The sequence below is a fragment of the Streptomyces cadmiisoli genome (assembly GCF_003261055.1).
Classification (GTDB): Bacteria; Actinomycetota; Actinomycetes; order Streptomycetales; family Streptomycetaceae; genus Streptomyces; species Streptomyces cadmiisoli.
This window is the reverse complement of the sequence record NZ_CP030073.1, coordinates 2980261-3001831: the sequence shown is the minus strand read 5'-3', so window position 1 is coordinate 3001831 and position 21571 is coordinate 2980261. Positions and strand designations below refer to the sequence as shown.

The window sequence follows — 21571 nt, the reverse complement described above, 5'->3', positions numbered from 1 at the left end:
CTCACACTAACGCTCCTGGTTGTAGGTGCTGTCAGGACCGAAGCCCTGGCCGTTCGTTTCACTTCCTGCGCTGCGTCCCCGCTGGACGCCCCGACGCAGGTTGCTCAGCCTGCCCCGGACGTCCTCGGGAGCGCGGGAGACCTGTGGGCCGCCCTGCGGAGTGGTCTCCGCGGCACCTTCGACCAGATTGGCCTTGGGCACCCGCCGCGGCAGGCCGGAAGAGGTCACTCCGCCGGCCTTGGGCTTGCGGAGCTGCGCCGCCTGCTGCCAGCGCTCGTCATTGGCCGAGCGCCAGCCGTCCTCGCCGATGCCCTCCTGCGAGGGAGCGGCGGCCGGCTCCCGGTCGGCGGGCCGGACCGCGCTCTGGCCACCGCCGGTGGACCCACGGCGGGGGAGCCCGGCGTCGGTCAGGGCGTGGCCGGCGGACGGACCTGTCGCCGGACGGTCGAAGCCTACGCGGTCCGGCTCGCCCGCGTCAGCGGCCTCCGGGGATTCCGCTTCCGGAGCGTACTGATCGGGGTAGCCGTTGCGGTACCCGTCCTGCTGCTGCCAGTCGCCCTGGTAAGGCTGCTCCTCGAAGGCGGAGAAGCCCTTCGAACCGGCCTGCGGTGCGCCATTGGACTCCGGCTCCGCATACGCGGACTCCGGGTAGCCGCCGTTGGTCGCGAAACCATCGCCCTGCGGCATCCCGTTCGGCGCGAAGTACTGGTCGTCGTACGCCGTCTGCTGCTGCTGGCCGTCGTACGCCGTCCGGTCCTCGTAGCCGGTCTGCTGTCCAAAGACGGCGGACTCGTCCGGGTAGCCGTTGCGGTCGTCGTAGCCCGGGGCCGGGTTGTCGAAGGCCTGCGCGCCGTCGAAGCCGTCGGCGTACGCGGCCGACTCGGTGAGCTCCTCCGGGGACTGCGGCCCGTGCGTCTGGGCCTCCAGCGCCGCGCGGCGCTCCTCGCGCATCAGCGAACGGCCCACCGGGTCCAGGTCACGGATGTCGTCCGGGACCTCGATGTAGCGGCTGTCGTCGAAGCCCAGCTCCGCCGCCGTGCGCATCGGCTGGTGGTTGAAGTTCTCACCCTGGAACTGCTGCTCCGGGATGATCTGCGAGACGGTGAACTCCTCGCGCACCGGCGCCTGTTCGCCGCCACCGCCGTGGGTGATGGCATCGGGGAGCATGACCAGCGAGGTGGTGCCGGCCTGCTCGCCGGAGGGGCGCAGCTGGACCCGGATGCCGTGCCGGTCGGACAGCCGGCCGACCACGAACAGACCCATGCGCTGGGAGATCGCGGCGTCCACGGTCGGCGGGTTGGCCAGCTTGTGGTTGATGTCCGCGAAGTCCTCGGCCGTCAGGCCGATGCCCTTGTCGTGAATCTCGATCATGACGCGGCCGTCCGGCAGCCGGGTCGCGGTGACCCGGACCTTGGTCTGCGGCGAGGAGAACGTGGTGGCGTTCTCCAGCAGCTCGGCCAGCAGGTGCACGAGGTCGGTCACGGCGCGGCCGTGGATCTCGGCCTCCGGCACACCGGATATCTCGATGCGCTCGTACTGCTCCACCTCGGAGGAGGCGGCGCGCACCACGTCGACCAGCGGGACCGGCTGGTCCCAGCGGCGGCCCGGCTCCTCGCCGGCGAGGACCAGGAGGTTCTCGCCGTTGCGGCGCATACGGGTCGCCAGGTGGTCCAGCTTGAAGAGGTTCTCCAGCTGGTCCGGGTCCGCCTCGTTGTTCTCCAGGTCGGTGATCAGGGTCAGCTGGCCCTCGATCAGCGACTGGTTGCGGCGCGACAGGTTGGTGAAGATCGCGTTGATGTTGCCCCGCAGCAGGGCCTGCTCGGCGGCGAGCCGGACGGCCTCGCGGTGGACCTGGTCGAAGGCGCGGGCGACCTCGCCGATCTCGTCCGTGGAGGTGATCGGGATGGGCGACACACGGGTGTCGACACGGCCCGGGTCGGTGCGCGAGAGCTGGTCGACCAGCATCGGCAGGCGCTGCTCGGCGATGCCGAAGGCGGCGTTGCGCAGCTGGCGCATGGAGCGGCTCATCTGGCGGGCCACCATGCCGGCCAGGATGAACGCGGCGAGCAGCGCGACCACGACGGCCGCACCGACGATGAAGGCGTCGCGCTTGGCGTCGTCGGCGATCGCGGCGGCCTCGTTCACCGCCGTGTCGGCCATGTCCGACTCGATCTTGCGGTAGGCCTCGTACTTGAGGGTGTTGACCGCCCACCAGTTCTGGGCCGTGACACCCTGGTCCGCCAGGGCCGCGCGCTCGGCCGGGTCCGTGGACTGGATCGAGGCGACCGCCGCGATCATGTCCTGCGGCTTGGCCGGCGGAGCCTTGTAACCCGGGTCCTTGGCCAGCGCCTCCTTGGCCGCGGCCAGGCCCTTGGCCTTGATCTCCGTCTCCGCGTCCTTGAGCTTCTGCTCGTCCGCCGCGGTACCGCCGCCGATGTACTCCTCGACGGCGATGCCCTCGAGATAGGCGTACGACGACAGGGCGACGCGCTGCTTGGCCAGGTCGGTGGGCTCGGGGCCCGGCTTGACCAGCAGGTGCGTACCGATGGAGCGCTCCAGCGACAGCGCGGCCTTGGTCAGCGAGATCGCGTAGACCGTACGGCCGTAGCTGGTGATGTTTCCGGTGCCCAGACCGAGCTCGTTGGCGAACTCCATCAGGGGGTGCGCGACACCGACGTAGCCCTCTTCGGTCTCCACACCCTTGAACGTCTTGGTGTACGCCGCCGCACGCAGATTCTGCAGCTTGGGCTCCACCTTGCGGAACTGCGCCAGACGGCGCTCCAGACCGGCCTTCTGCGGCATGTTCTGCGCGGCCTCGTCGAAGAGGTCCGCGGCCTCGTCGGTCTGCTTGCGGGCCTGGATGACGGCGGGGTCGTCCTGACCCTTGCCGGTCAGCAGCGGGACCGCGGTGACGTCACGCTCGTTGTAGAGCGCGTCGCCGTAGGTCAGGGATGCCCTGACCAGGCGCGCCGTGCTCTCGGCGTCCTCGGCTTCCTGCCACGTCTCGATCGAACTGTTCACCTGGAAGCCGCCCATGACCAGGCCGACTGCCACGGGAATGAGCAGGATCGCGTTCAGGCGGGTCGGGACTCGCCAGTTCCGGGGGGAGAAACGCCCCCCGCTCGGAGCGGGCGCGGCGGCCGGCTCCGAGCGGGGCACAACCGGGGCGGGCGCCGCTCCGCGTGACGGCGGCGTGAAGTTGCCCCGGGCGGGCGGCTCGGGACCTTTGTTGCTTCGCCTCACTCGACCAACAACCTCTCGGCGGTCGGCACCTTCGTCGTGCCGCGGTGTCTCAGGGCCCAGTTCGCCATCGACCACTGAGTACGTCTTTGACCTTTGGGCAGTTCAGGCATTCCAGCACGCGGACCTGCGGTCTTCCAAACATGGGATGACGGGGATTTCGTGCGCCTCAGGCCCCCGATAAAACGGGTCATAAAGAGCGAGCCCCGTCAAAAGACGGGGCTTTTGTGCGCGCAGCGAGACCGGTCGATCGCGACGCGTGGCGGTACCACCCGATTCCTCTGCCGAAACGTTATGAACACTGAAGCCGACCGTGTCAAAGGCCACAGCCGGCTTCCGCGCCCTGCCGGACACGCCTACGGCAACTGCCGTACGCCGCCGCGTACTTGAGTGCTACTTCAGCCGAGCCATCAGGGCGTGCTCCACCAGCGTGATCAGCGCGGACTTGGCGTCCGAGCGGTGGCGGGCGTCGGTGGTGATGATCGGGGTGTCCGGGCCGATCTGGAGCGCCTCGCGGACCTCGTCCGGCTGGTAGGGCTGCTGGCCGTCGAATCCGTTGAGGGCGACGACGAACGGCAGACCGCTGTTCTCGAAGTAGTCCACCGCGGGGAAGCAGTCCGCGAGGCGGCGGGTGTCCACGAGTACCACCGCGCCGATGGCGCCGCGGACGAGGTCGTCCCACATGAACCAGAAGCGGTCCTGGCCGGGGGTGCCGAACAGGTACAGGATCAGGTCCTGGTCCAGGGTGATACGGCCGAAGTCCATCGCCACCGTCGTGGTGGTCTTGTCCCCGGTGTGCGTGAGGTCGTCGATGCCTGCCGAAGCAGACGTCATGACGGCCTCCGTGCGCAGCGGGTTGATCTCCGAGACGGCGCCGACGAACGTGGTCTTGCCCACGCCGAAGCCACCGGCCACCACGATCTTCGCCGACGTGGTGGCGCCTCTCGGTTCAGAGCTTGCGAAGTCCACTGAGCACCCTTTCGAGCAGTGTCACGTCAGGTGCACCGCCGTTGTTCTCGTCGCCGCCCGGCTGGTGGACGGCCACCAGACCGGCCTCGGCGAGGTCCGCGACAAGGATCCGGGCCACGCCGAGCGGCATGGCGAGCAGCGCCGAGACCTCGGCCACCGACTTGATCTCCCGGCACAGGTGGCAGATGCGCTGGTGCTCCGGGAGCAGCCCCATGAGCGCTGCCGGGTCGGCCGTGGTGCTGATCAATGCCTCGAGGGCGAGCTGGTAGCGCGGCCGGGTCCGGCCGCCGGTCATCGCGTACGGACGGACCAGCGGCTGGTCGCCCTCGTCCCCGTACGGATCTGTGTACGGATCATGAGAGGCGGTGGGCGGGGTCATGAATCCTCCGGGCGGGACAGCAAGTTGGTCAGGCGTGCCGTCTGACGGGGGCCGGTGGGGGGATTGTGTCGGCCGGACGGTGATTTGGTGAGACGGGTGGATCCTGGCGTGTCAGTGGAGCAGACTTCCTTGCAGTTCGGCGCGCAGGTCGGGCGTGAGCACCGCGCCCGCGCGGTCGACCAGCAGCGCCATCTCGTAGCCGACGAGGCCGATGTCGCACTCGGGGTGCGCGAGAACGGCCAGGGACGAGCCGTCCGAGATGCACATGAGGAAGAGAAAACCTCGCTCCATCTCCACGACGGTCTGTGCCACGGTGCCGCCCTCGAAGATCCGGGAGGCTCCGGCCGTCAGCGACGTCAGACCCGATGCGACGGCCGCCAGCTGGTCGGCGCGATCACGCGGAAAGCCCTCCGACAGCGCCAGGAGGAGTCCGTCGGCGGACACGACGACGGTGTGGGACACCCCGGGGGTGTTGTCCACGAAGTTGGTGATCAACCAGTTCAGATTTTGTGCCGCCTGGCTCATCGGACTCAACTAACGCTCCTGCTGGTGAGTGGGGAAACTGCCCGTCTGGCCGGTCCCGGCCTGACGGCCCTGGGCGATACCCCGACGGAGGTTGGTCAGCCGGCCGCGCACGTCCTGGGGAGCACGCGAGACCTGCGGACCGCTCTGGTGCGGTTGCTGCTGTGCCGTGCCCGGGACGAGGTTCGCCCGGGGCACCCGGCGCGGCAGGCCCGAGGTGGTGACGCCGCCCGCGGCGGGCTGCCGTACACGCTCCGCCTGCCGGACGAGTTCGTCGTTCGGCGACGTGCGCCAAGCGGCGGCCGCGGGACGCTGCGGAGGAGCAGCGGGAGCCTGCGGCTGGTGGGGGGCCGGCGCGGAGCCGTTGCTCTGCGGCCGGCGCTGCTGCTCGGGCTGCTGACCCTGCTGGCCGTGATGACCTTGCTGAGCCTGCTGCCCGTGGAACCAGTTGGTCTCCAGCGTGTCGTACAGCGGCGTACGCCCGTCGCCGGGACCCTGGGCCGGCGGCAGCGCCTCCGGCTCGTGGCGGACGGGCCGGTGCTGCTGCTGCGGATGCTGCGGGGCCTGGTGGCGCTGGGCTCCGAAGTTGTCCTGCGGCCGCTCGAACTGGCCCGTGCCCGACTGGTTGCGGTGACCGCCCGGCAGGTTGTGCTGTCCGGTCGTGGACCCGTTGTGTCCCTGCGGCGAGAACTGGCCGGTAGCCCCGTTGTCGTACGCCTGCTGCGCGGGGTACTGGCCCGTGGCACCGTTGTCGTACGCCTGCTGTGCCGGGTACTGGCCGGTGGAGCCGTTGTCGTACCCCTGAGCCACCGGGAACTGCCCCGTGGAGGCGTTGTCGTACGGCTGCTGGACCGGGTACTGGCCCGTGGAGCCGTTGTCGTACGGCTGCTGGGCGGGGTACTGGCCCGTGGCGGTCGGGGCGTTCGGCGTGCCGAAGACGTCCGAGCGGACGAACGGGCCGCCGTTCTGCGGGACGTTGGCACCCGGGTGGGGGAAGTCACCGGGAGCACCGGCGCCCTGGCGGTCGTCGGACCGCGGGACGACCGGCATCTCCGAAGTGGCACCGGGGCCGTGACGCTCGTCGACGCGGGGCATCCGCGACGTGTGGGAGACGTCCGGCTCCTCGTGGCCGCGCGGGGTGTCCAGCGAGGCGCGCGGCACCGGCGGCTGCGCGTTCTCGTCGCTCCAGCTCGGGCGCTGCTGGTTGCCGCCCGGCAGTTCGGCCCGCGCGCCACCGCGCGGCGGCAGCTGCGCCTGGCGGCCGCGACGGCCGCGCTCGGCACCCGTCTCGCCGCGCTGCGGAGGCACCTGACCACGAGTGTCCTGCGCACCGGAAGCCTGGGCGTTGCCGACACCGGCCGGGGCGGGCCGGCCCTGCGCCGGGGGAGTCTGCTGCCCCCGGGCTCCGCCGGGAGCCCCGAAGGCGCTCGTGTCCCGCGGCGGCAGTGCGGCCCGCGGGCCCTGACCGGCACCGAGACGGCCACCGCCACCGGCGCCGGCACCGAGCGCGCCGCCCGCGGCGGGCGCACCCGCGCCCAGCGAACCGCCGTTGTTGCGGCGGGCCGCGGCGGCACCGGCGGCGGCCTGCGCCGCGGCCGGACCACCGCTGACGCCGGGGCCGCCCGGACCGGGCTTGCCCTGCGGCTTCTTGCCGCCCTGGGCGACGTCGACGGGCAGCATGACCAGCGCGGTCGTACCACCGGAGTCGGACGGGCGCAGCTGGATGCGGATGCCGTGGCGCTGCGACAGTCGGCCGACCACGAACAGACCCATGCGGCGGGAGACCGAGACGTCCACGGTGGGCGGCGCGGCGAGCCGCTCGTTGATCTGCGCGAGGTCCTCGGGCGAGAGGCCGATGCCGGTGTCGTGGATCTCGATCAGCACGCGCCCGTCGGGCAGCGCGTGACCGGTGACCTTGACCTTGGTCTGCGGCGAGGAGAACGAGGTGGCGTTCTCCAGCAGCTCGGCGAGGAGGTGCACGAGGTCGTTGACGACGCGGCCGGCGACCTGGGTGGTCGGCACCGCGGCCAGTTCGATGCGCTCGTACTGCTCCACCTCGGACGCGGCGGCGCGGAGCACGTCGACCAGCGGGACCGGACGGGTCCAGCGCCGGCCGGGTTCCTCACCCGCGAGAACGAGAAGGTTCTCACCGTTCCGGCGCATACGGGTGGCGAGGTGGTCGAGCTTGAACAGCGAGGCCAGCTGGTCCGGGTCCGCCTCGCGGGACTCCAGCTCGGAGATCAGCGACAGCTGGCGCTGGATCAGACCCTGGGAGCGGCGCGAGAGGTTGGTGAACATCGCGTTGACGTTGCCCCGCAGCAGGGCCTGCTCGGCGGCGAGGCGGACCGCCTCGCGGTGCACGTCGTCGAACGCCGCGGCCACACGGCCGATCTCGTCTCGGGAGTGCACACCGACCGACTCCACGGACGTGTCGACGTCCTGCGGGTCGGACTCGGACAGCTGGGCGACCAGCTCGGGCAGCCGCTCCTGGGCCACCTTGGTCGCGGTGTCCTCCAGCCGGCGCAGCGAGCGGATCATGGACCGGGCCACCACGAAGGCGCCGACGAGAGAGACGCCGAGCACGAGCAGGATGAGGACACCGGAGACGATCGCCTCGCGCTCCGACTCGCTGCGCAGCTCGCGCGCCTTCTGCTCCATGTCCTCCAGCAGCGTGCGCTCGATGTTCTTCATCTGCTGGATCTTGGTGGAGCTGTCGTCCAGCCAGTCGCGGTAGGAGCGCTTCTCCAGGCCCTTCAGACCGTCCTTGCGCAGCGCGCGGCCGGCGTAGGTGTCGGTGGCCTCGATGGTCGCGTTGCCGCTGTCGATCGGCTTGAGGAGGTCCTCGGCGCCGTCGCCGTAGATGCTGGTGAAGCTGCGCAGCTCGGAGATCTGGCTCTCCAGCGACGACTCGGCGTAGAGCCGGTCGTTCTCGGCGAGGTCGCCGACGGACTTGTTGTTCGCGGGCAGGGCCGCCGCGAGGACCGCGCGCTGGATCGACGCGTACTCCTTGGCGGAGGAGAACGCGGACAGGGCGCGGGTGCGCTGGATCATCTCCGGGTTGCTGGTGGCCTCGGCCATGTCCTGCGAGAGGTCCAGCAGGTGGGTGATCAGGCGGTGGTAGGCCTCGACCGTCTGGGTCGAGTTGTCCTTGGCCTCGTAGGCGTTGCCGCGGATCTCGTTGAGACCGTTCAGGTCGCGGGCGAGGCCGACCAGGCTGTCGCGGACACCCTGGAGGTTGCCGTCCTTGCTGGCGTCGTCGACCTCCTCGGACGCGGCGAGGAAGTTCTCCAGCGCCCGGTCGGTCTTGGTCTGGTAGCCCTTGACCGTGATCGCGCTGGCCGTCGAGCCGTGCGCCAGCGGACCGGCGGACTGGTCGCGCTCCTCCTGGAGCGCGGCGGCCAGCTCGGTCGCCTGCTTGGTCATCTCGGTCAGCAGCTTCATGTTGTCGAGCTGCTGGATGTCTTCCATCGACTGGTTGATGCGCAGCGCGCCCAGCGAGGTGGCCGCGACCACCGGCAGGGCGAGCAGCGAGACCAGACGCGTCGAGATGCGCCAGTTGCGCAGGGCTATTCGCGGCCCGGGGCCACTCGCTCCCTGCGGCGGCTTCACCGCCGGTGTCGTGGCCGAAGCGCCCGAGGCCGTGGACGCGCCGGGGCGCGTGGAGGCCGTCGACGCGCGCCCGGAGTGCGCGCCGCCGTCACCGGCCGGGCCCGGGCCCTGGGCGTGCTGGGGCGAGGAACCGCGGTCGGTCCCGCCGTGCGGCTCCGGCTCTGCCGAAGCGCTGCCATCCCTCTTGAAACGTCCCTGCACTAGCGTCGCAACCTCTGGACCAGGCGTCCCCCCGCGCGAACGGAAAGACGGTGTCGGCGTAGTTCGGGAGCGCCCTGAATGCGTCCCCGGGTGGTCGTGAGTGACCGGCGCTGGTTCCCCCTATCTCGCCGCTCACCCGTCAGAGCGACGCTGTTTCGCGCCCCCTGCGCGCCGGCTCGATCCCTGCGGCGGTCCGTGGAATTCCAGCACAGTGCCGGATCTCCAACAAGGCCAGTTGGTCAGCCTGTGACATCCGTGACACCACGTGAGTGCGAGGTCACCACGCGTAGAGCGACGGCCGACTTATAGCGGACATACCGGAGCGAGTCACCGAGTCCCGCCCGGTGTCCCAGTCGCCATGATCAGGAGCGGAATGTTGGGTTCAGGCGGGCAATGTCCGTTTCATTGGCATGAGTTGTCAGCCTGAATTGACCGATTTGGCCTCGGCTTCGTGAGCAAACTCACACAGACATCCACGGCGCTTCGTGTCATCGGCGGGGAATCGGATGTTTAGCCTGACGCTTTACAAGAGGCACGCATCTGCCAACCGGCGCCCCCGGCGCCCGTACACGACAGGGTTCAGAACAACCGTGAAGACGACGATGATGTTCCGCACGATAGCCAACCCGCGGCGTACGACTCTGGCGCACCTCGAAGGCGCCGAGGAACTGCAGACCCCCGCGCAGCCGGAACACTCCGTCGAACTGCCGGCCCAGACCGCCAACCCGCGGCGCACCGTCCTCATGGAGGTTCCGGTCGGCGCGGCCGCCGCGGAGTAGCGCGGCAGCGCCGCCCGGCGCCGGAAGGACCCACGGGCGCCTCGCAGCTCGAATGCGCGAGGCGCCCGAGCCTTGCCGCGTTAGCCTGGAGCGTCAGACTCCAGTCAGCTCAGTCAAGGGGCCAAGCAACCCGTGCGCATCGCCAGGTTCTCCATCGACGGGAACGTCGCCTTCGGCGCGGTCGAGGGTGACAAGCCGGACGAGCTCGTCCTCGACATCATCAAGGGCATCCCGTTCGCGGAATTCGAGCTCTCCGGGACGAAGGTCCCACTGAACAAGGTGCGGCTGCTGCCGCCGGTGCTCCCCAACAAGGTCGTGGCCTTCGGCCGCAACTACGCCGAGCACGCGCGCGAACTGGGCAACGAGGTGCCCGACGCCCCGTTCGCCTTCTTCAAGCCGTCCACCTCGGTGATCGGCCCGGGCGACGAGATCCAGTACCCCTCGTTCACCGAGGACCTCCACCACGAGGCGGAGCTGGCCGTCGTCATCGGACGCATGTGCCGCGAGGTCCCGCGCGAACGCGTCCACGACGTGATCCTCGGCTACACCTGCGCGAACGACATCACCGCCCGTGACGTCCAGAAGCGCGAGAAGCAGTGGGCGCGGGCCAAGGGCTTCGACACGGCCTGCCCGCTGGGCCCCTGGGTGGAGACGGACCTGGACCCCTCCGACCTCACGATCCAGCTCACCGTCAACGGACAGCAGCGCCAGCTCGGCCGTACCAGCGAGATGATCCACTCGATCGAGGACCTGATCGTCAACATCTCCGAGGCCATGACGCTGCTCCCCGGCGACGTGATCCTCACGGGCACCCCCGCGGGGGTCGGCCCCCTCGCTGTCGGCGACGAGGTCTCCGTCAGCATCGAAGGCATCGGCACTCTCACCAACAAGGTTGTCAAGCGTGGCTAGCGCACCCGGCTCCCCCGTACGCGTCCGTTTCTGTCCGTCGCCCACCGGTAACCCCCATGTGGGCCTGGTCCGCACCGCCCTGTTCAACTGGGCGTTCGCGCGGCACCACGGCGGCACCCTGGTCTTCCGCATCGAGGACACCGACGCGGCCCGCGACTCCGAGGAGTCCTACGAGCAGCTGCTCGACGCGATGCGCTGGCTCGGCTTCGACTGGGACGAGGGCCCCGAGGTCGGCGGCCCGCACGCGCCGTACCGCCAGTCGCAGCGCATGGACCTCTACAAGGACGTGGCGCACAAGCTGCTGGAGGCCGGCCACGCCTACCACTGCTACTGCTCGCAGGAGGAGCTGGACTCCCGCCGCGAGGCCGCCCGCGCCGCCGGCCGGCCCTCCGGCTACGACGGCCACTGCCGTGCGCTGAGCGACGAGCAGGTCGAGGCGTACCGGGCCGAGGGCCGCGCGCCGATCGTGCGCTTCCGCATGCCGGACGAGACGATCACCTTCACGGACCTGGTCCGCGGCGAGCTGACCTTCACCCCGGAGAACGTCCCGGACTACGGGATCGTACGAGCCAACGGCGCCCCCCTCTACACGCTCGTGAACCCCGTCGACGACGCCCTGATGGAGATCACGCACGTTCTGCGCGGCGAGGACCTGCTCTCCTCCACCCCCCGGCAGATCGCCCTCTACAAGGCGCTGATCGAGCTGGGCGTCGCCAAGGCGATCCCCGCGTTCGGCCACCTGCCGTACGTGATGGGCGAGGGCAACAAGAAGCTCTCCAAGCGTGACCCGCAGTCGAGCCTGAACCTCTACCGCGAGCGCGGCTTCCTGCCCGAGGGCCTGCTCAACTACCTCTCCCTCCTCGGCTGGTCGCTCTCCGCCGACCAGGACATCTTCTCCACGGACGAGATGGTTGCGGCCTTCGACATCGCGGACGTCAACCCCAACCCGGCCCGCTTCGACCTGAAGAAGTGCGAGGCGATCAACGGCGACCACATCCGGCTGCTCGACGTGAAGGAGTTCACGGAGCGCTGCCGGCCGTGGCTCCAGGCCCCGTTCGCCCCGTGGGCCCCGGAGGCCTTCGACGAGGTGAAGTGGCAGGCCGTCGCGCCGCACGCGCAGACCCGCCTGAGGGTCCTCTCGGAGATCACCGACAACGTCGACTTCCTGTTCCTGCCCGAGCCGGTCTTCGACGAGGCCAGCTGGACCAAGGCGATGAAGGAGGGCTCCGACGCCCTGCTGCGCACCGCCCGGGAGAAGCTGGACGCGGCCGACTGGGCCTCCGCCGAGTCGCTCAAGGAGGCCGTCCTGGCGGCCGGCGAGGCCCACGGCCTCAAGCTCGGCAAGGCCCAGGCCCCGGTCCGTGTCGCGGTGACCGGCCGTACCGTCGGCCTGCCGCTGTTCGAGTCGCTGGAGATCCTGGGCAGGGAGAAGACCCTGGCCCGGATCGACGCGGCGCTCGCGAAGCTCGCCGCGTAGGGCACATCCGCGGGACGAGGGGCGGCGGCCGGGAAGGCCGCCGCCCCTCACGCGTGCGTGTCGGCGGTGCGTACTAGTGTTCCGGCTCACTCGCTCACAAGATCCGGAAAGGCGCCGTCATGCCGATGTCCTCCCGTGACTACACCTGGCTGTTCACGCCGGGCAGCACGTTCACCTACGAGTCCGGGACGACCGGCGTGATCCACGTGACCGACGGCGGGGAACTGGACCTGCCGACCGGCCAGGTCGTCGCCTGCGACCCGTTCGTGTACCTCGGCAGCGGCGACGTCGAACCCTTCACGGCCACCGTCGCCCCCGGCCGCTACCGCGTGGAGGCCGCCGTCGCGACCCTCGGCGAGCCCGGCGAGCCCGAGTCCGACGACCCCCATCGCCGGGTGGCGGCGGCCCGGCTGGTGATCCGCGACGAACCCGCGACGACCTGGGAGTTGGCCCTGCTCCCCGGCCAGGACCTCGCCGAACTGGAGGACGACGAGTTCTTCGGCTACGGCGTCGACGCCGGCACCGGCTGCTTCTACGACGCCGCGGCCGAGAAGGGCTTCCCGGAGACGGAGGGGGACGAGGGCCCGCTGTGGGACGCCTTCCAGGACAGCGACTGGTCGGCGGTGGTCCACCTGGTCACGTCCCCCGACACGGGGAACACCGTGGCCGCCTTCACCTCAGGCTGGGGCGACGGCGCCTACCCCACCTGGATCGGCCGCACCGCGTCCGGCGAGATCACCTGCTTCCTCACCGACTTCTTCGTGGCCCCGGACCCGGGCGACGCGGCGGCCTGACAATCGCCGATCCGCCCCCGCGCCGCCGGGGGCGGAGCTACCGTCGGCTCATGAGCATTCGGGCCGTGGTCTGGGACGTCGACGACACCCTCTTCGACTACACCGGTGCGGACCGCGCCGGAATGCGCGGGCACCTCACCGCCGAGGGGCTGCTGGACACGTACGAGAGCGCCGAACGGGCGCTGGAGCGGTGGCGGGAGGTCACCCACGCCCAGTGGGCGCGGTTCTCGGCGGGGGAGGTGACCTTCGAGGGACAGCGCCGGGACCGGGTCCGGGTGTTCCTCGACCGGGAGCTGACCGACGAGGAAGCCGACGCCTGGTTCCAGCGGTACATCACCCACTACGAAACCGCCTGGGCCCTGTTCCCGGACGTGCTGCCCGTGCTGGACGCCCTGGCGGGCAGCCACCGGCACGCCGTGCTGTCCAACTCCAGCATCCACGTCCAGGACCGCAAGCTGCGCGTCCTCGGGGTGCACGACCGCTTCGAGGCGATCCTGTGCGCCGCCGAACTGGGCGTCTCCAAGCCCGAGGCCGGCGCCTTCCTCGCGGCCTGCGACGCGCTGGAACTCGCCCCGCACCAGGTGGCGTACGTCGGCGATCACCCGGAGATCGACGGGCGGGGCGCGGCCGACGCCGGGTTGCTGTCCGTGTGGATCGACCGTGCCGGCGCCCGGGCCGACGACGACGCCTCCCGCGGACCGCGGCGGATCTCCTCGCTCGCCGAACTCCCCGCGATCCTCGGCGCGGATACCCGTTTTGGAGCCCCGTCCTCCTTCAGGTAATGTTCTTCCTGCGCCGCCGGGGAGCGGGCCGAAAGGCCAGTGCCCGGAGGAGCAAACTAGAACAAAATCCCCATCGGGGCTTGCGTTCCAGTGGCCTATGGTGTAATTGGCAGCACGACTGATTCTGGTTCAGTTAGTCTTGGTTCGAGTCCAGGTAGGCCAGCTCGCAGAGCTCATCTGCAAAGCCCCCGTTGTGTAGCGGCCTAGCACGCTGCCCTCTCAAGGCAGTAGCGCCGGTTCGAATCCGGTCGGGGGTACAGATCCTTCCCGCGAGGACGGTCAGGGTAGCTCCCGCCGGTCTCGACGCAGGATCGCTAGGGCCCCCGTTGTGTAGCGGCCTAGCACGCCGCCCTCTCAAGGCGGTAGCGCCGGTTCGAATCCGGTCGGGGGTACTGACTGGTCTAAACCACATTGGTCTATGGTGTAATTGGCAGCACGACTGATTCTGGTTCAGTTAGTCTTGGTTCGAGTCCAGGTAGACCAGCTCGGACCTGCGGAAACGCAGTGTCCATGCCCCCGTTGTGTAGCGGCCTAGCACGCCGCCCTCTCAAGGCGGTAGCGCCGGTTCGAATCCGGTCGGGGGTACACAAGGACAAGGCCCTCCACTTCGGTGGGGGGCCTTCGTCGTGCTTCGGCTCGGTCGAGCGGGGATCCGGAGGGCCAAGGAACCGAGGAGGGCCCGCCGCGGCGTTGAGGCGGGCCCTCCTCGGGATGTCCCCGATGTCAGCCGGAGCGGCGCAGGGCCTCGGACAGGCGGGCGGCGGCGTCGATGACCGCCTGGGCGTGCATGCGTCCCGGGTGCCGGGTCAGACGCTCGATGGGGCCGGAGACGGACACGGCGGCCACCACCCGGTTCGACGGACCGCGCACGGGCGCCGAGACGGACGCGACACCGGGCTCGCGCTCGCCGATCGACTGCGCCCAGCCCCGGCGCCGTACGCCCGAGAGCGCCGTCGCCGTGAAGCGGGCGCCCTGGAGGCCGCGGTGCAGGCGCTCCGGCTCCTCCCAGGCCATCAGGATCTGAGCGGAGGAGCCCGCCTTCATCGTGAGGGTGGAGCCGACCGGGACCGTGTCCCGCAGTCCGGACAGGCGCTCCGCGGCGGCGACGCAGATGCGCATGTCGCCTTGGCGGCGGTAGAGCTGGGCGCTCTCGCCCGTGACGTCGCGGAGGTGGGTGAGCACCGGGCCGGCCGTGGCCAGCAGTCGGTCCTCGCCGGCGGCCGCGGCCAGCTCGGAGAGTCGCGGGCCGAGGATGAAACGGCCCTGCATGTCACGCGCGACCATACGGTGGTGTTCCAGGGCCACGGCCAGGCGGTGAGCCGTGGGTCGTGCCAGTCCGGTGGCGCCGACCAGACCCGCGAGGGTGGCCGGACCGGACTCCAGAGCGCTCAGGACGAGGGCCGCCTTGTCCAGAACGCCGACGCCGCTACTGTTGTCCATGCAACGATACTTGCGTCTCACTCTGTGAAACGCAAGTTCAATTTTCGGTGGAACACGCCACCCTGGATACACAGCGGCCCGTGGATACAAAGGGCCTGGTGGTGGACACCCGCAGAACAAGGGGCGCGGGCGCCGCCTCCTCAAGATCTCTAGTTGGGTCGGCGCAGCTTCGTCGGCCGAAGGGAAAGCGATGGGTAGGACACTCGCGGAGAAGGTCTGGGACGACCATGTCGTCCGGCGCGCCGAGGGCGAGCCCGACCTCCTCTACATCGATCTGCACCTGCTGCACGAGGTGACCAGCCCGCAGGCGTTCGACGGCCTCCGCAAGAGCGGCCGCACCGTGCGCCGGCTCGACCTCACCATCGCGACCGAGGACCACAACACCCCGACCCTCGACATCGACAAGCCGATCGCGGACCCCGTCTCCCGCGCCCAGCTGGAGACACTGCGCAAGAACTGTGCGGAGTTCGGGGTGCGCCTGCACCCGCTCGGTGACGTCGAGCAGGGCGTCGTCCACGTCGTCGGCCCGCAGCTGGGGCTGACCCAGCCCGGCACGACCGTGGTCTGCGGCGACTCGCACACCTCCACGCACGGCGCCTTCGGCGCGCTGGCGTTCGGCATCGGCACCTCGCAGGTCGAGCACGTGCTGGCCACCCAGACGCTGCCCCTGGCCCGCCCGAAGACCATGGCGATCACCGTCAACGGCGAGTTGCCCGAGGGTGTCACCGCCAAGGACCTGATCCTGGCGATCATCGCCCGGATCGGCACCGGCGGCGGCCAGGGCTACATCCTGGAGTACCGCGGCGAGGCCATCGAGAAGCTCTCGATGGAGGCCCGGATGACCATCTGCAACATGTCGATCGAGGCCGGCGCCCGCGCGGGCATGATCGCCCCCGACGAGACCACGTTCGCCTACCTCCAGGGCCGCCCCCACGCCCCCGAGGGCGCCGACTGGGACGCGGCGGTCGAGTACTGGCGGACGCTGCGCACGGACGACGACGCCGAGTTCGACGCCGAGGTCGTCATCGACGCCGAGGAGCTGTCCCCGTTCGTCACCTGGGGGACCAACCCCGGGCAGGGCGCGCCGCTTTCGGCGTCCGTCCCCGACCCCGCTTCGTACGAAGACGCATCGGAGCGGCTGGCCGCCGAAAAGGCCCTGGAGTACATGGGGTTGGAGGCCGGTCAGGCGCTGCGCTCCATCGAGGTGGACACCGTCTTCGTAGGTTCCTGCACCAACGGCCGGATCGAGGACCTGCGCGCCGCGGCGGAGATCCTCAAGGAGCGCAAAGTCGCCGACGGCGTGCGGATGCTGGTCGTCCCGGGCTCCGCGCGGGTCGGTCTCCAGGCGGTCTCCGAGGGCCTGGACATCGTTTTCAAGGAGGCCGGCGCCGAATGGCGGCACGCGGGCTGTTCGATGTGCCTCGGCATGAACCCCGACCAGCTGGCCCCCGGTGAGCGCTCCGCGTCCACCTCGAACCGCAACTTCGAGGGCAGGCAGGGCAAGGGCGGCCGTACGCATCTGGTGTCGCCGCAGGTCGCGGCCGCGACCGCCGTCCTGGGACACCTGGCCTCCCCGGCCGACCTGACCGATGAGCCCGCCCGTACGCCCGCTGGAGTCCGATAAGCCATGGAAGCCTTCACCACCCACACCGGCCGGGCCGTCCCGCTGCGCCGCAGCAACGTCGACACCGACCAGATCATCCCCGCCCACTGGCTCAAGAAGGTGACCCGCGACGGGTTCGAGGACGGGCTGTTCGAGGCCTGGCGCAAGGACTCGTCCTTCATCCTCAACCAGCCCGAGCGGCAGGGTGCGTCCGTGCTGGTCGCGGGCCCCGACTTCGGTACCGGCTCCTCGCGCGAGCACGCCGTCTGGGCGCTCCAGAACTACGGCTTCAAGACCGTGATCTCCTCCCGCTTCGCGGACATCTTCCGCGGCAACTCGCTGAAGAACGGCCTGCTCACGGTCGTGCTGGAGCAGAAGGTCGTGGATGCTCTGTGGGAGCTCACCGAGCGTGACCCCGAGGCCGAGGTGACCGTCGACCTGGTCGAACGCGAGGTGCGCGCGGAGGGCATCACGGCCTCCTTCGAGCTGGACGAGAACTCCCGCTGGCGGCTGCTGAACGGGCTGGACGACATCTCCATCACGCTCCAGAACGAGGACGACATCGCCACCTACGAGGCGGGGCGGCCCGCGCACAAGCCGCGCACGCTGAAGGTCTGAACCAAGTCCCCTCAGGGGTCGAGTTTCGGCCACCCCAACACCCCGGCTGTACCCCCGATCGGCCCGATCGGGGGTACAGCCTTTTTCGCACCCGGATGGCCGCACCGGGCATCCCGCGTTCTCTCAACTCCTCATGCGATGACGGCTGTTGTTGGGGTACGCGCGTCTTGACAACGCGGCCTCGATCCGGGCGCGGATGCCCGATTTAGGCGGCAGTTGCCCCCCGAGCGGGCGACAACTCGCCCCAGATGGCACAATCTGTGCATGGAACACGACGGCCAACTCGAGCTCTATACGGCAGTCGCGGACCAGCTCAAGGAAGCGCACGCAAGGGTGCGCGCACTGCAAGTCCCGGAGGGCGTACGGATGGCGCTGACCCGGAAGCTGCTGGTCATCACGGCCGCGGCCAAGCACGATCTCGCCGATGCGACAAGGCGTCTGGAGCGGTTCACGGCCGATCTCGACGAGGGGCGAATCCCCGGAGCCGAAGCCTGAACGGCCCGGTAACCGCCGAGTCTGCTGCGGCACAAGGGTGATTAGCCCGTTTCGTGTTTGATTTGCGGTATATATCTGCCTAACGTGCGAAAAAGCTTGAACACTTTCGTTCTGGCGATGTCTCCGAAGGGGAAGACGTGAACAAGGCGCAGCTCGTAGAAGCGATTGCCGACAAGATGGGCGGCCGCCAGCAGGCCGCCGATGCTGTCGACGCGGTACTGGACGCCATCGTCCGCGCGGTCGTCGGCGGGGACCGGGTCTCGGTCACCGGCTTCGGTTCGTTCGAGAAGGTCGACCGTCCGGCCCGCTACGCCCGCAATCCCCAGACGGGAGAGCGGGTTAGGGTCAAGAAGACCTCGGTGCCGCGGTTCCGCGCGGGCCAGGGGTTCAAGGACCTGGTCAGCGGCTCGAAGAAGCTCCCGCGTGGCGGTGAGGTCGCCGTGAAGAAGGCGCCCAAGGGCAGCCTGACCGGCGGTGCCGCGGCGACGGTGAAGAAGGCCGCGGCCAAGAAGACCACGAAGGCCGCCGCGAAGAAGGTCACCGCCAAGAAGACCACCGCCGCGGTGAAGAAGACCACGGCGGCCGCCAAGAAGACCACGGCGAAGAAGGCCCCCGCCAAGACCACGGCGACCGCCAAGACCGCCGCCGCGAAGAAGACCACCGCCAAGAAGGCGGCGGCCAAGAAGTCCCCGGCGAAGAAGGCGACCGCCAAGAAGGCTCCCGCCAAGAAGTCGACGGCGCGCAAGACCGCCGCGAAGAAGGCCACCGCCCGCAAGAGGTAAGGGCACAGGGTTACTCACGCGCCGGGCCGGACTCCCCAGGGGAGCCCGGCCCGCGGCGTGTTCGGGGGATGCGGTGCCCACTGGCGGCGATCGGACCCCCGGAAGCGACGAACAAGCCGCTGAACTGGGGTTTTCAGAGCGTCTGAAGTGTCACCAGGGTGATCCGGAGGCTGTCCCCGGACCCCTCGACCTCGATGCGCACACGCTGTCCCGGCCGCAGCAGTCGCAGCCCGCCGGCGTCGAACGCCGCGGCGTCGAAGGAGACCGGGGTGCCGTCGTCGAGCAACACCTGTCCGCTGCGCGTCCCGGCGTCGTACGTGTATGCGGTGGCCTGCATGACGGCAGCCTACTGCTCGGGGATCAGCAGCCGCGCGGCCACCGCCGCCGTCCGTGCGCCCACACCCAGCGCGAGCGCCGCGCGCAGGTCGTCGCCGGTGTCCACGTCCTGGCGTACGGAATCCACGCCGGTGAGGCGCAGTTCCACGGCCCCGGAGGCGTGATGCCGGGCCCGTGATTCGGTGCCGAACGCGGGGAGCAATTCCCGGCCCGGCGCAGCGGCCAGCAGCGTCGTACCGATTGCGGCTGCATCCGGAAGGAAAGCGCGCGGGAATTCACCGGCGGCGTCCAGCACCCGGGCCAATTCCGCCGGGCGCAGTGCGGGCAGATCGGCGTTGAGCGCGGCCACCGGGCTTTCCGGGCGCATCGCGCGCACCGCCGCGGCACCGTGCGCCACAGCGGCGTTCAGCCCGCCGTGCGGCTCGTCGGTGACCACTTGGGCGCCCAGCGCGGCGAGCTCGCGACCCGCCAGGACGTCGTCCGTGACAACCGCCACAGCCCGTACCGCCGGGCAGGTGAGCGCCGCCGCCACGGTGTCCTGCGCGAACGCCAGCGCGAGGCTCGGCCGCAGTCCGTCGCCGGCGGCGTCCGAGAGCCTGCTCTTGGCCCGTGCCAAAGGCTTCACCGGTACCACCAAGGTCCACAGCACAGGCGTTCGTCCCTCCCTAGTCGGGGCCATTGTCACCCGGCCCGGCGGGCGGGCAGGGGCTCTGGGCGTACGGTGTGCTCGACAGACCGGCGGGCTGGGGCGACACTTGTGCGGCCCCCAGGCCCCAGACTAGGAAGGTGTCCGCGTGCCCCGCCGCACAATCGGCTTCTGGTACCGCTTCGCTGCGGTGATCTGCAAACCGCCGCTGGTGGTTCTGCTCAAGCGGGACTGGCGCGGAATGGAGCACATTCCAGCCGCGGGCGGTTTTATCACCGTGGTCAATCACAATTCGCACGTCGACCCCTTCGCCTACGCGCACTTTCAGTACAACACCGGACGCGTTCCGCGATTCCTGGCGAAGAGTGGCCTTTTCAAGAAGGGTTTCGTCGGCGCCATGATGCGCGGCACCGGCCAGATCCCCGTCTACCGCGAGAGCAGTGACGCGCTGAGCGCCTTCCGGGCCGCGATCGACGCGGTGGAGCGCGGCGAGTGCGTCGCCTTCTACCCCGAGGGCACCCTGACCCGCGACCCGGACGGCTGGCCCATGACCGGCAAGACCGGCGCCGCGCGGGTCGCGCTCCAGACCAGGTGCCCGGTGATCCCGGTCGCCCAGTGGGGCTGCAACGAACTTCTGCCGCCGTACGCCAAGAAGCCCGACCTCTTCCCGCGCAAGACCCACCACGTCCTGACCGGTCCGCCGGTGGACCTCTCGCGCTTCTACGGCATGGAGATGACGGCGGAGGTCCTCAAGGAGGCCACCGAGGTCATCATGGCCGCGATCACCCGCCAGCTGGAGGAGATCCGCGGCGAGCGGGCACCCGAGGCGCCGTACGACCCCAAGCGGGAACGCAGCGAGCAGCGCCGCCGGACGCAGGCGCAGCGGCTGGGCGGGAGCACACAGGACGGGACGTCCGGTCTGGAGACGGCCGGGCCGTCCGGCCGGGAAGAAGGGCAGGCGCAGTGAGCAAGGCGGTCAAGGCGGCGGTCGTCGGCGCGGGTTCGTGGGGGACGGCGTTCGGCATGGTGCTCGCCGACGCGGGGTGCGAGGTCACCCTGTGGGCGCGCCGGGCCGAGGTCGCCGAGGCGATCAACTCCGGCCGGACCAACCCCGACTACCTGCCGGGCTTCGAGCTCCCGGAGAACCTGCGCGCCACCACGGACCCCGCCGTCGCCGCCGCGGACGCCGACTTCACGGTGCTGTCCGTCCCCTCGCAGACGCTGCGCGCCAACCTCGCCGCCTGGGCGCCGGTGCTGGCCCCCGACACCGTGCTGGTCTCGCTGATGAAGGGCGTCGAACTCGGCTCCGCGATGCGGATGAGCGAGGTCGTCGAGGATGTCGCCGGTGTCGGCCCGGAGCGGGTCGCCGTGGTCACCGGGCCCAACCTGGCCCGTGAGATCGCCGCGCGCATGCCGGCCGCCTCGGTGGTGGCGTGCGCCGACGAGACGGTGGCCCAGCGCCTCCAGGCCGCCTGCCACACGCCGTACTTCCGCCCGTACACCAACACCGACGTCGTGGGCTGCGAACTCGGCGGCGCGGTCAAGAACGTCATCGGGCTCGCCGTGGGCATCGCCGACGGCATGGGCCTCGGCGACAACGCCAAGGGCTCGCTCATCACGCGCGGCCTCGCCGAGACCACCCGGCTCGGGCTGGCGATGGGCGCCGACCCGCTGACCTTCTCCGGACTGGCGGGCCTCGGCGACCTGGTGGCGACCTGCTCCTCGCCGCTGTCCCGCAACCACACCTTCGGGACCAACCTCGGCAGGGGCATGACCTTGCAGGAGACGATCGCGGTCACCAAGCAGACCGCCGAGGGCGTCAAGTCCTGCGAGTCGGTGCTCGATCTGGCCCGGCGGCACGATGTCGACATGCCGATCACCGAGACGGTGGTCGGAATCGTCCATGAGGGCAAGCCTCCGGTGGTCGCCCTCAAGGAGCTGATGTCGCGCAGCGCGAAGGCCGAGCGACGCTGAGCGACGCCGGGCGACG

At 70.3% G+C, this 21571-nt stretch carries 19 protein-coding genes and 5 tRNA genes; 16 read left to right on the top strand and 8 right to left on the bottom strand.

What is annotated here, in order from left to right:
• Positions 1-6: 6 nt before the first annotated feature.
• From DN051_RS12560 to DN051_RS12540, 5 genes are all read right to left on the bottom strand, one after another.
• On the bottom strand, positions 7-3243 hold the full coding sequence (locus DN051_RS12560) for a sensor histidine kinase (RefSeq protein WP_162624914.1): 3237 nt from the start codon (positions 3241-3243) through the stop codon (positions 7-9).
• Between the two features lie 390 nt (positions 3244-3633).
• Entirely contained in the window at positions 3634-4209 is a 576-nt protein-coding gene (locus tag DN051_RS12555) for a GTP-binding protein (RefSeq protein WP_112438712.1), read from the bottom strand.
• Positions 4190-4588, bottom strand: coding sequence for a DUF742 domain-containing protein (locus tag DN051_RS12550; RefSeq protein ID WP_053762806.1), 399 nt, complete (start codon positions 4586-4588; stop codon positions 4190-4192). Before DN051_RS12550 ends, DN051_RS12555 begins: the two co-directional genes overlap by 20 nt.
• 111 nt (positions 4589-4699) lie before the next feature.
• Positions 4700-5113, bottom strand: coding sequence for a roadblock/LC7 domain-containing protein (locus tag DN051_RS12545; RefSeq protein WP_053762807.1), 414 nt, complete (start codon positions 5111-5113; stop codon positions 4700-4702).
• Positions 5114-5122: 9 nt separating this feature from the next.
• Positions 5123-8920 carry a sensor histidine kinase gene (locus tag DN051_RS12540; RefSeq protein ID WP_112438711.1) on the bottom strand — a complete coding sequence of 1266 codons (3798 nt, stop codon included), beginning with the start codon at positions 8918-8920 and terminating at the stop codon, positions 5123-5125.
• Between the two features lie 590 nt (positions 8921-9510).
• Between DN051_RS12540 and DN051_RS12535 the strand changes: the two genes are divergently transcribed.
• The 10 genes from DN051_RS12535 (at position 9511) to DN051_RS12490 (ending at position 14246) form a co-directional block, all read left to right on the top strand.
• Complete coding sequence (locus DN051_RS12535) at positions 9511-9699, top strand: hypothetical protein (RefSeq protein ID WP_079001799.1); 189 nt, start codon at positions 9511-9513, stop codon at positions 9697-9699.
• A 132-nt stretch (positions 9700-9831) separates the two neighbouring features.
• Positions 9832-10608, top strand: coding sequence for a fumarylacetoacetate hydrolase family protein (locus tag DN051_RS12530; protein WP_053762809.1), 777 nt, complete (start codon positions 9832-9834; stop codon positions 10606-10608).
• On the top strand, positions 10601-12085 hold the full coding sequence (gltX, locus tag DN051_RS12525; RefSeq protein ID WP_079001801.1) for a glutamate--tRNA ligase: 1485 nt from the start codon (positions 10601-10603) through the stop codon (positions 12083-12085). The genes DN051_RS12530 and gltX overlap by 8 nt, the downstream gene beginning before the upstream one ends.
• A 119-nt stretch (positions 12086-12204) precedes the next feature.
• Positions 12205-12879 carry a DUF4241 domain-containing protein gene (locus tag DN051_RS12520; protein WP_053762811.1) on the top strand — a complete coding sequence of 225 codons (675 nt, stop codon included), beginning with the start codon at positions 12205-12207 and terminating at the stop codon, positions 12877-12879.
• A 50-nt stretch (positions 12880-12929) separates the two neighbouring features.
• Positions 12930-13661 carry an HAD family hydrolase gene (locus DN051_RS12515; protein WP_053762812.1) on the top strand — a complete coding sequence of 244 codons (732 nt, stop codon included), beginning with the start codon at positions 12930-12932 and terminating at the stop codon, positions 13659-13661.
• A 91-nt stretch (positions 13662-13752) separates the two neighbouring features.
• A tRNA-Gln gene (locus tag DN051_RS12510) sits at positions 13753-13824 on the top strand.
• Positions 13825-13845: 21 nt separating this feature from the next.
• A tRNA-Glu gene (locus tag DN051_RS12505) sits at positions 13846-13918 on the top strand.
• A gap of 62 nt (positions 13919-13980) precedes the next feature.
• A tRNA-Glu gene (locus tag DN051_RS12500) sits at positions 13981-14053 on the top strand.
• Positions 14054-14073: 20 nt separating this feature from the next.
• A tRNA-Gln gene (locus tag DN051_RS12495) sits at positions 14074-14145 on the top strand.
• Positions 14146-14173: 28 nt separating this feature from the next.
• A tRNA-Glu gene (locus tag DN051_RS12490) sits at positions 14174-14246 on the top strand.
• Between the two features lie 138 nt (positions 14247-14384).
• On the opposite strand, the gene ndgR is transcribed toward DN051_RS12490, so the two are convergent.
• Positions 14385-15101, bottom strand: a complete 717-nt coding sequence (ndgR, locus tag DN051_RS12485; protein WP_053762813.1) for an IclR family transcriptional regulator NdgR — start codon at positions 15099-15101, stop codon at positions 14385-14387.
• A gap of 190 nt (positions 15102-15291) precedes the next feature.
• Here ndgR and leuC point away from each other — a divergent pair, with 190 nt between their 5' ends.
• The 4 genes from leuC to DN051_RS12465 all read left to right on the top strand — a co-directional run bounded on the left by leuC (position 15292) and on the right by DN051_RS12465 (position 18599).
• Entirely contained in the window at positions 15292-16725 is a 1434-nt protein-coding gene (gene leuC, locus DN051_RS12480) for a 3-isopropylmalate dehydratase large subunit (protein WP_112438710.1), read from the top strand.
• A 3-nt stretch (positions 16726-16728) separates the two neighbouring features.
• The gene (gene leuD, locus DN051_RS12475; protein ID WP_112438709.1) at positions 16729-17322 is read left to right on the top strand and encodes a 3-isopropylmalate dehydratase small subunit; all 594 of its coding nucleotides are present in this window, start codon (positions 16729-16731) and stop codon (positions 17320-17322) included.
• A gap of 264 nt (positions 17323-17586) precedes the next feature.
• Complete coding sequence (locus DN051_RS12470; protein ID WP_053762816.1) at positions 17587-17817, top strand: SCO5555 family protein; 231 nt, start codon at positions 17587-17589, stop codon at positions 17815-17817.
• Positions 17818-17954: 137 nt separating this feature from the next.
• Entirely contained in the window at positions 17955-18599 is a 645-nt protein-coding gene (locus tag DN051_RS12465; protein ID WP_053762817.1) for an HU family DNA-binding protein, read from the top strand.
• A gap of 133 nt (positions 18600-18732) precedes the next feature.
• Here the strand turns inward: DN051_RS12465 and DN051_RS12460 are convergent, their stop codons facing one another.
• Both DN051_RS12460 and cofC read right to left on the bottom strand, forming a co-directional pair.
• The gene (locus DN051_RS12460) at positions 18733-18936 is read right to left on the bottom strand and encodes a hypothetical protein (protein WP_053762818.1); all 204 of its coding nucleotides are present in this window, start codon (positions 18934-18936) and stop codon (positions 18733-18735) included.
• Positions 18937-18945: 9 nt separating this feature from the next.
• On the bottom strand, positions 18946-19584 hold the full coding sequence (gene cofC / locus DN051_RS12455; protein WP_053762819.1) for a 2-phospho-L-lactate guanylyltransferase: 639 nt from the start codon (positions 19582-19584) through the stop codon (positions 18946-18948).
• A 145-nt stretch (positions 19585-19729) separates the two neighbouring features.
• Here cofC and DN051_RS12450 point away from each other — a divergent pair, with 145 nt between their 5' ends.
• Both DN051_RS12450 and DN051_RS12445 read left to right on the top strand, forming a co-directional pair.
• A complete protein-coding gene (locus tag DN051_RS12450) occupies positions 19730-20548 on the top strand; it encodes a lysophospholipid acyltransferase family protein (RefSeq protein ID WP_053762820.1) in 819 nt (272 codons plus the stop codon).
• The gene (locus DN051_RS12445) at positions 20545-21555 is read left to right on the top strand and encodes an NAD(P)H-dependent glycerol-3-phosphate dehydrogenase (RefSeq protein WP_053762821.1); all 1011 of its coding nucleotides are present in this window, start codon (positions 20545-20547) and stop codon (positions 21553-21555) included. Before DN051_RS12450 ends, DN051_RS12445 begins: the two co-directional genes overlap by 4 nt.
• Positions 21556-21571 lie beyond the last annotated feature (16 nt).

Coding starts and splice junctions, on each gene's coding strand:
- DN051_RS12545 (WP_053762807.1), bottom strand. CDS start 5,113: ATGAGCCAGGCGGCACAAAATCTGAACTGGTTGATCACCAACTTCGTG.
- DN051_RS12470 (WP_053762816.1), top strand. CDS start 17,587: ATGGAACACGACGGCCAACTCGAGCTCTATACGGCAGTCGCGGACCAG.
- DN051_RS12460 (WP_053762818.1), bottom strand. CDS start 18,936: ATGCAGGCCACCGCATACACGTACGACGCCGGGACGCGCAGCGGACAG.
- leuC (WP_112438710.1), top strand. CDS start 15,292: ATGGGTAGGACACTCGCGGAGAAGGTCTGGGACGACCATGTCGTCCGG.
- DN051_RS12515 (WP_053762812.1), top strand. CDS start 12,930: ATGAGCATTCGGGCCGTGGTCTGGGACGTCGACGACACCCTCTTCGAC.
- ndgR (WP_053762813.1), bottom strand. CDS start 15,101: ATGGACAACAGTAGCGGCGTCGGCGTTCTGGACAAGGCGGCCCTCGTC.
- DN051_RS12550 (WP_053762806.1), bottom strand. CDS start 4,588: ATGACCCCGCCCACCGCCTCTCATGATCCGTACACAGATCCGTACGGG.
- DN051_RS12520 (WP_053762811.1), top strand. CDS start 12,205: ATGCCGATGTCCTCCCGTGACTACACCTGGCTGTTCACGCCGGGCAGC.
- leuD (WP_112438709.1), top strand. CDS start 16,729: ATGGAAGCCTTCACCACCCACACCGGCCGGGCCGTCCCGCTGCGCCGC.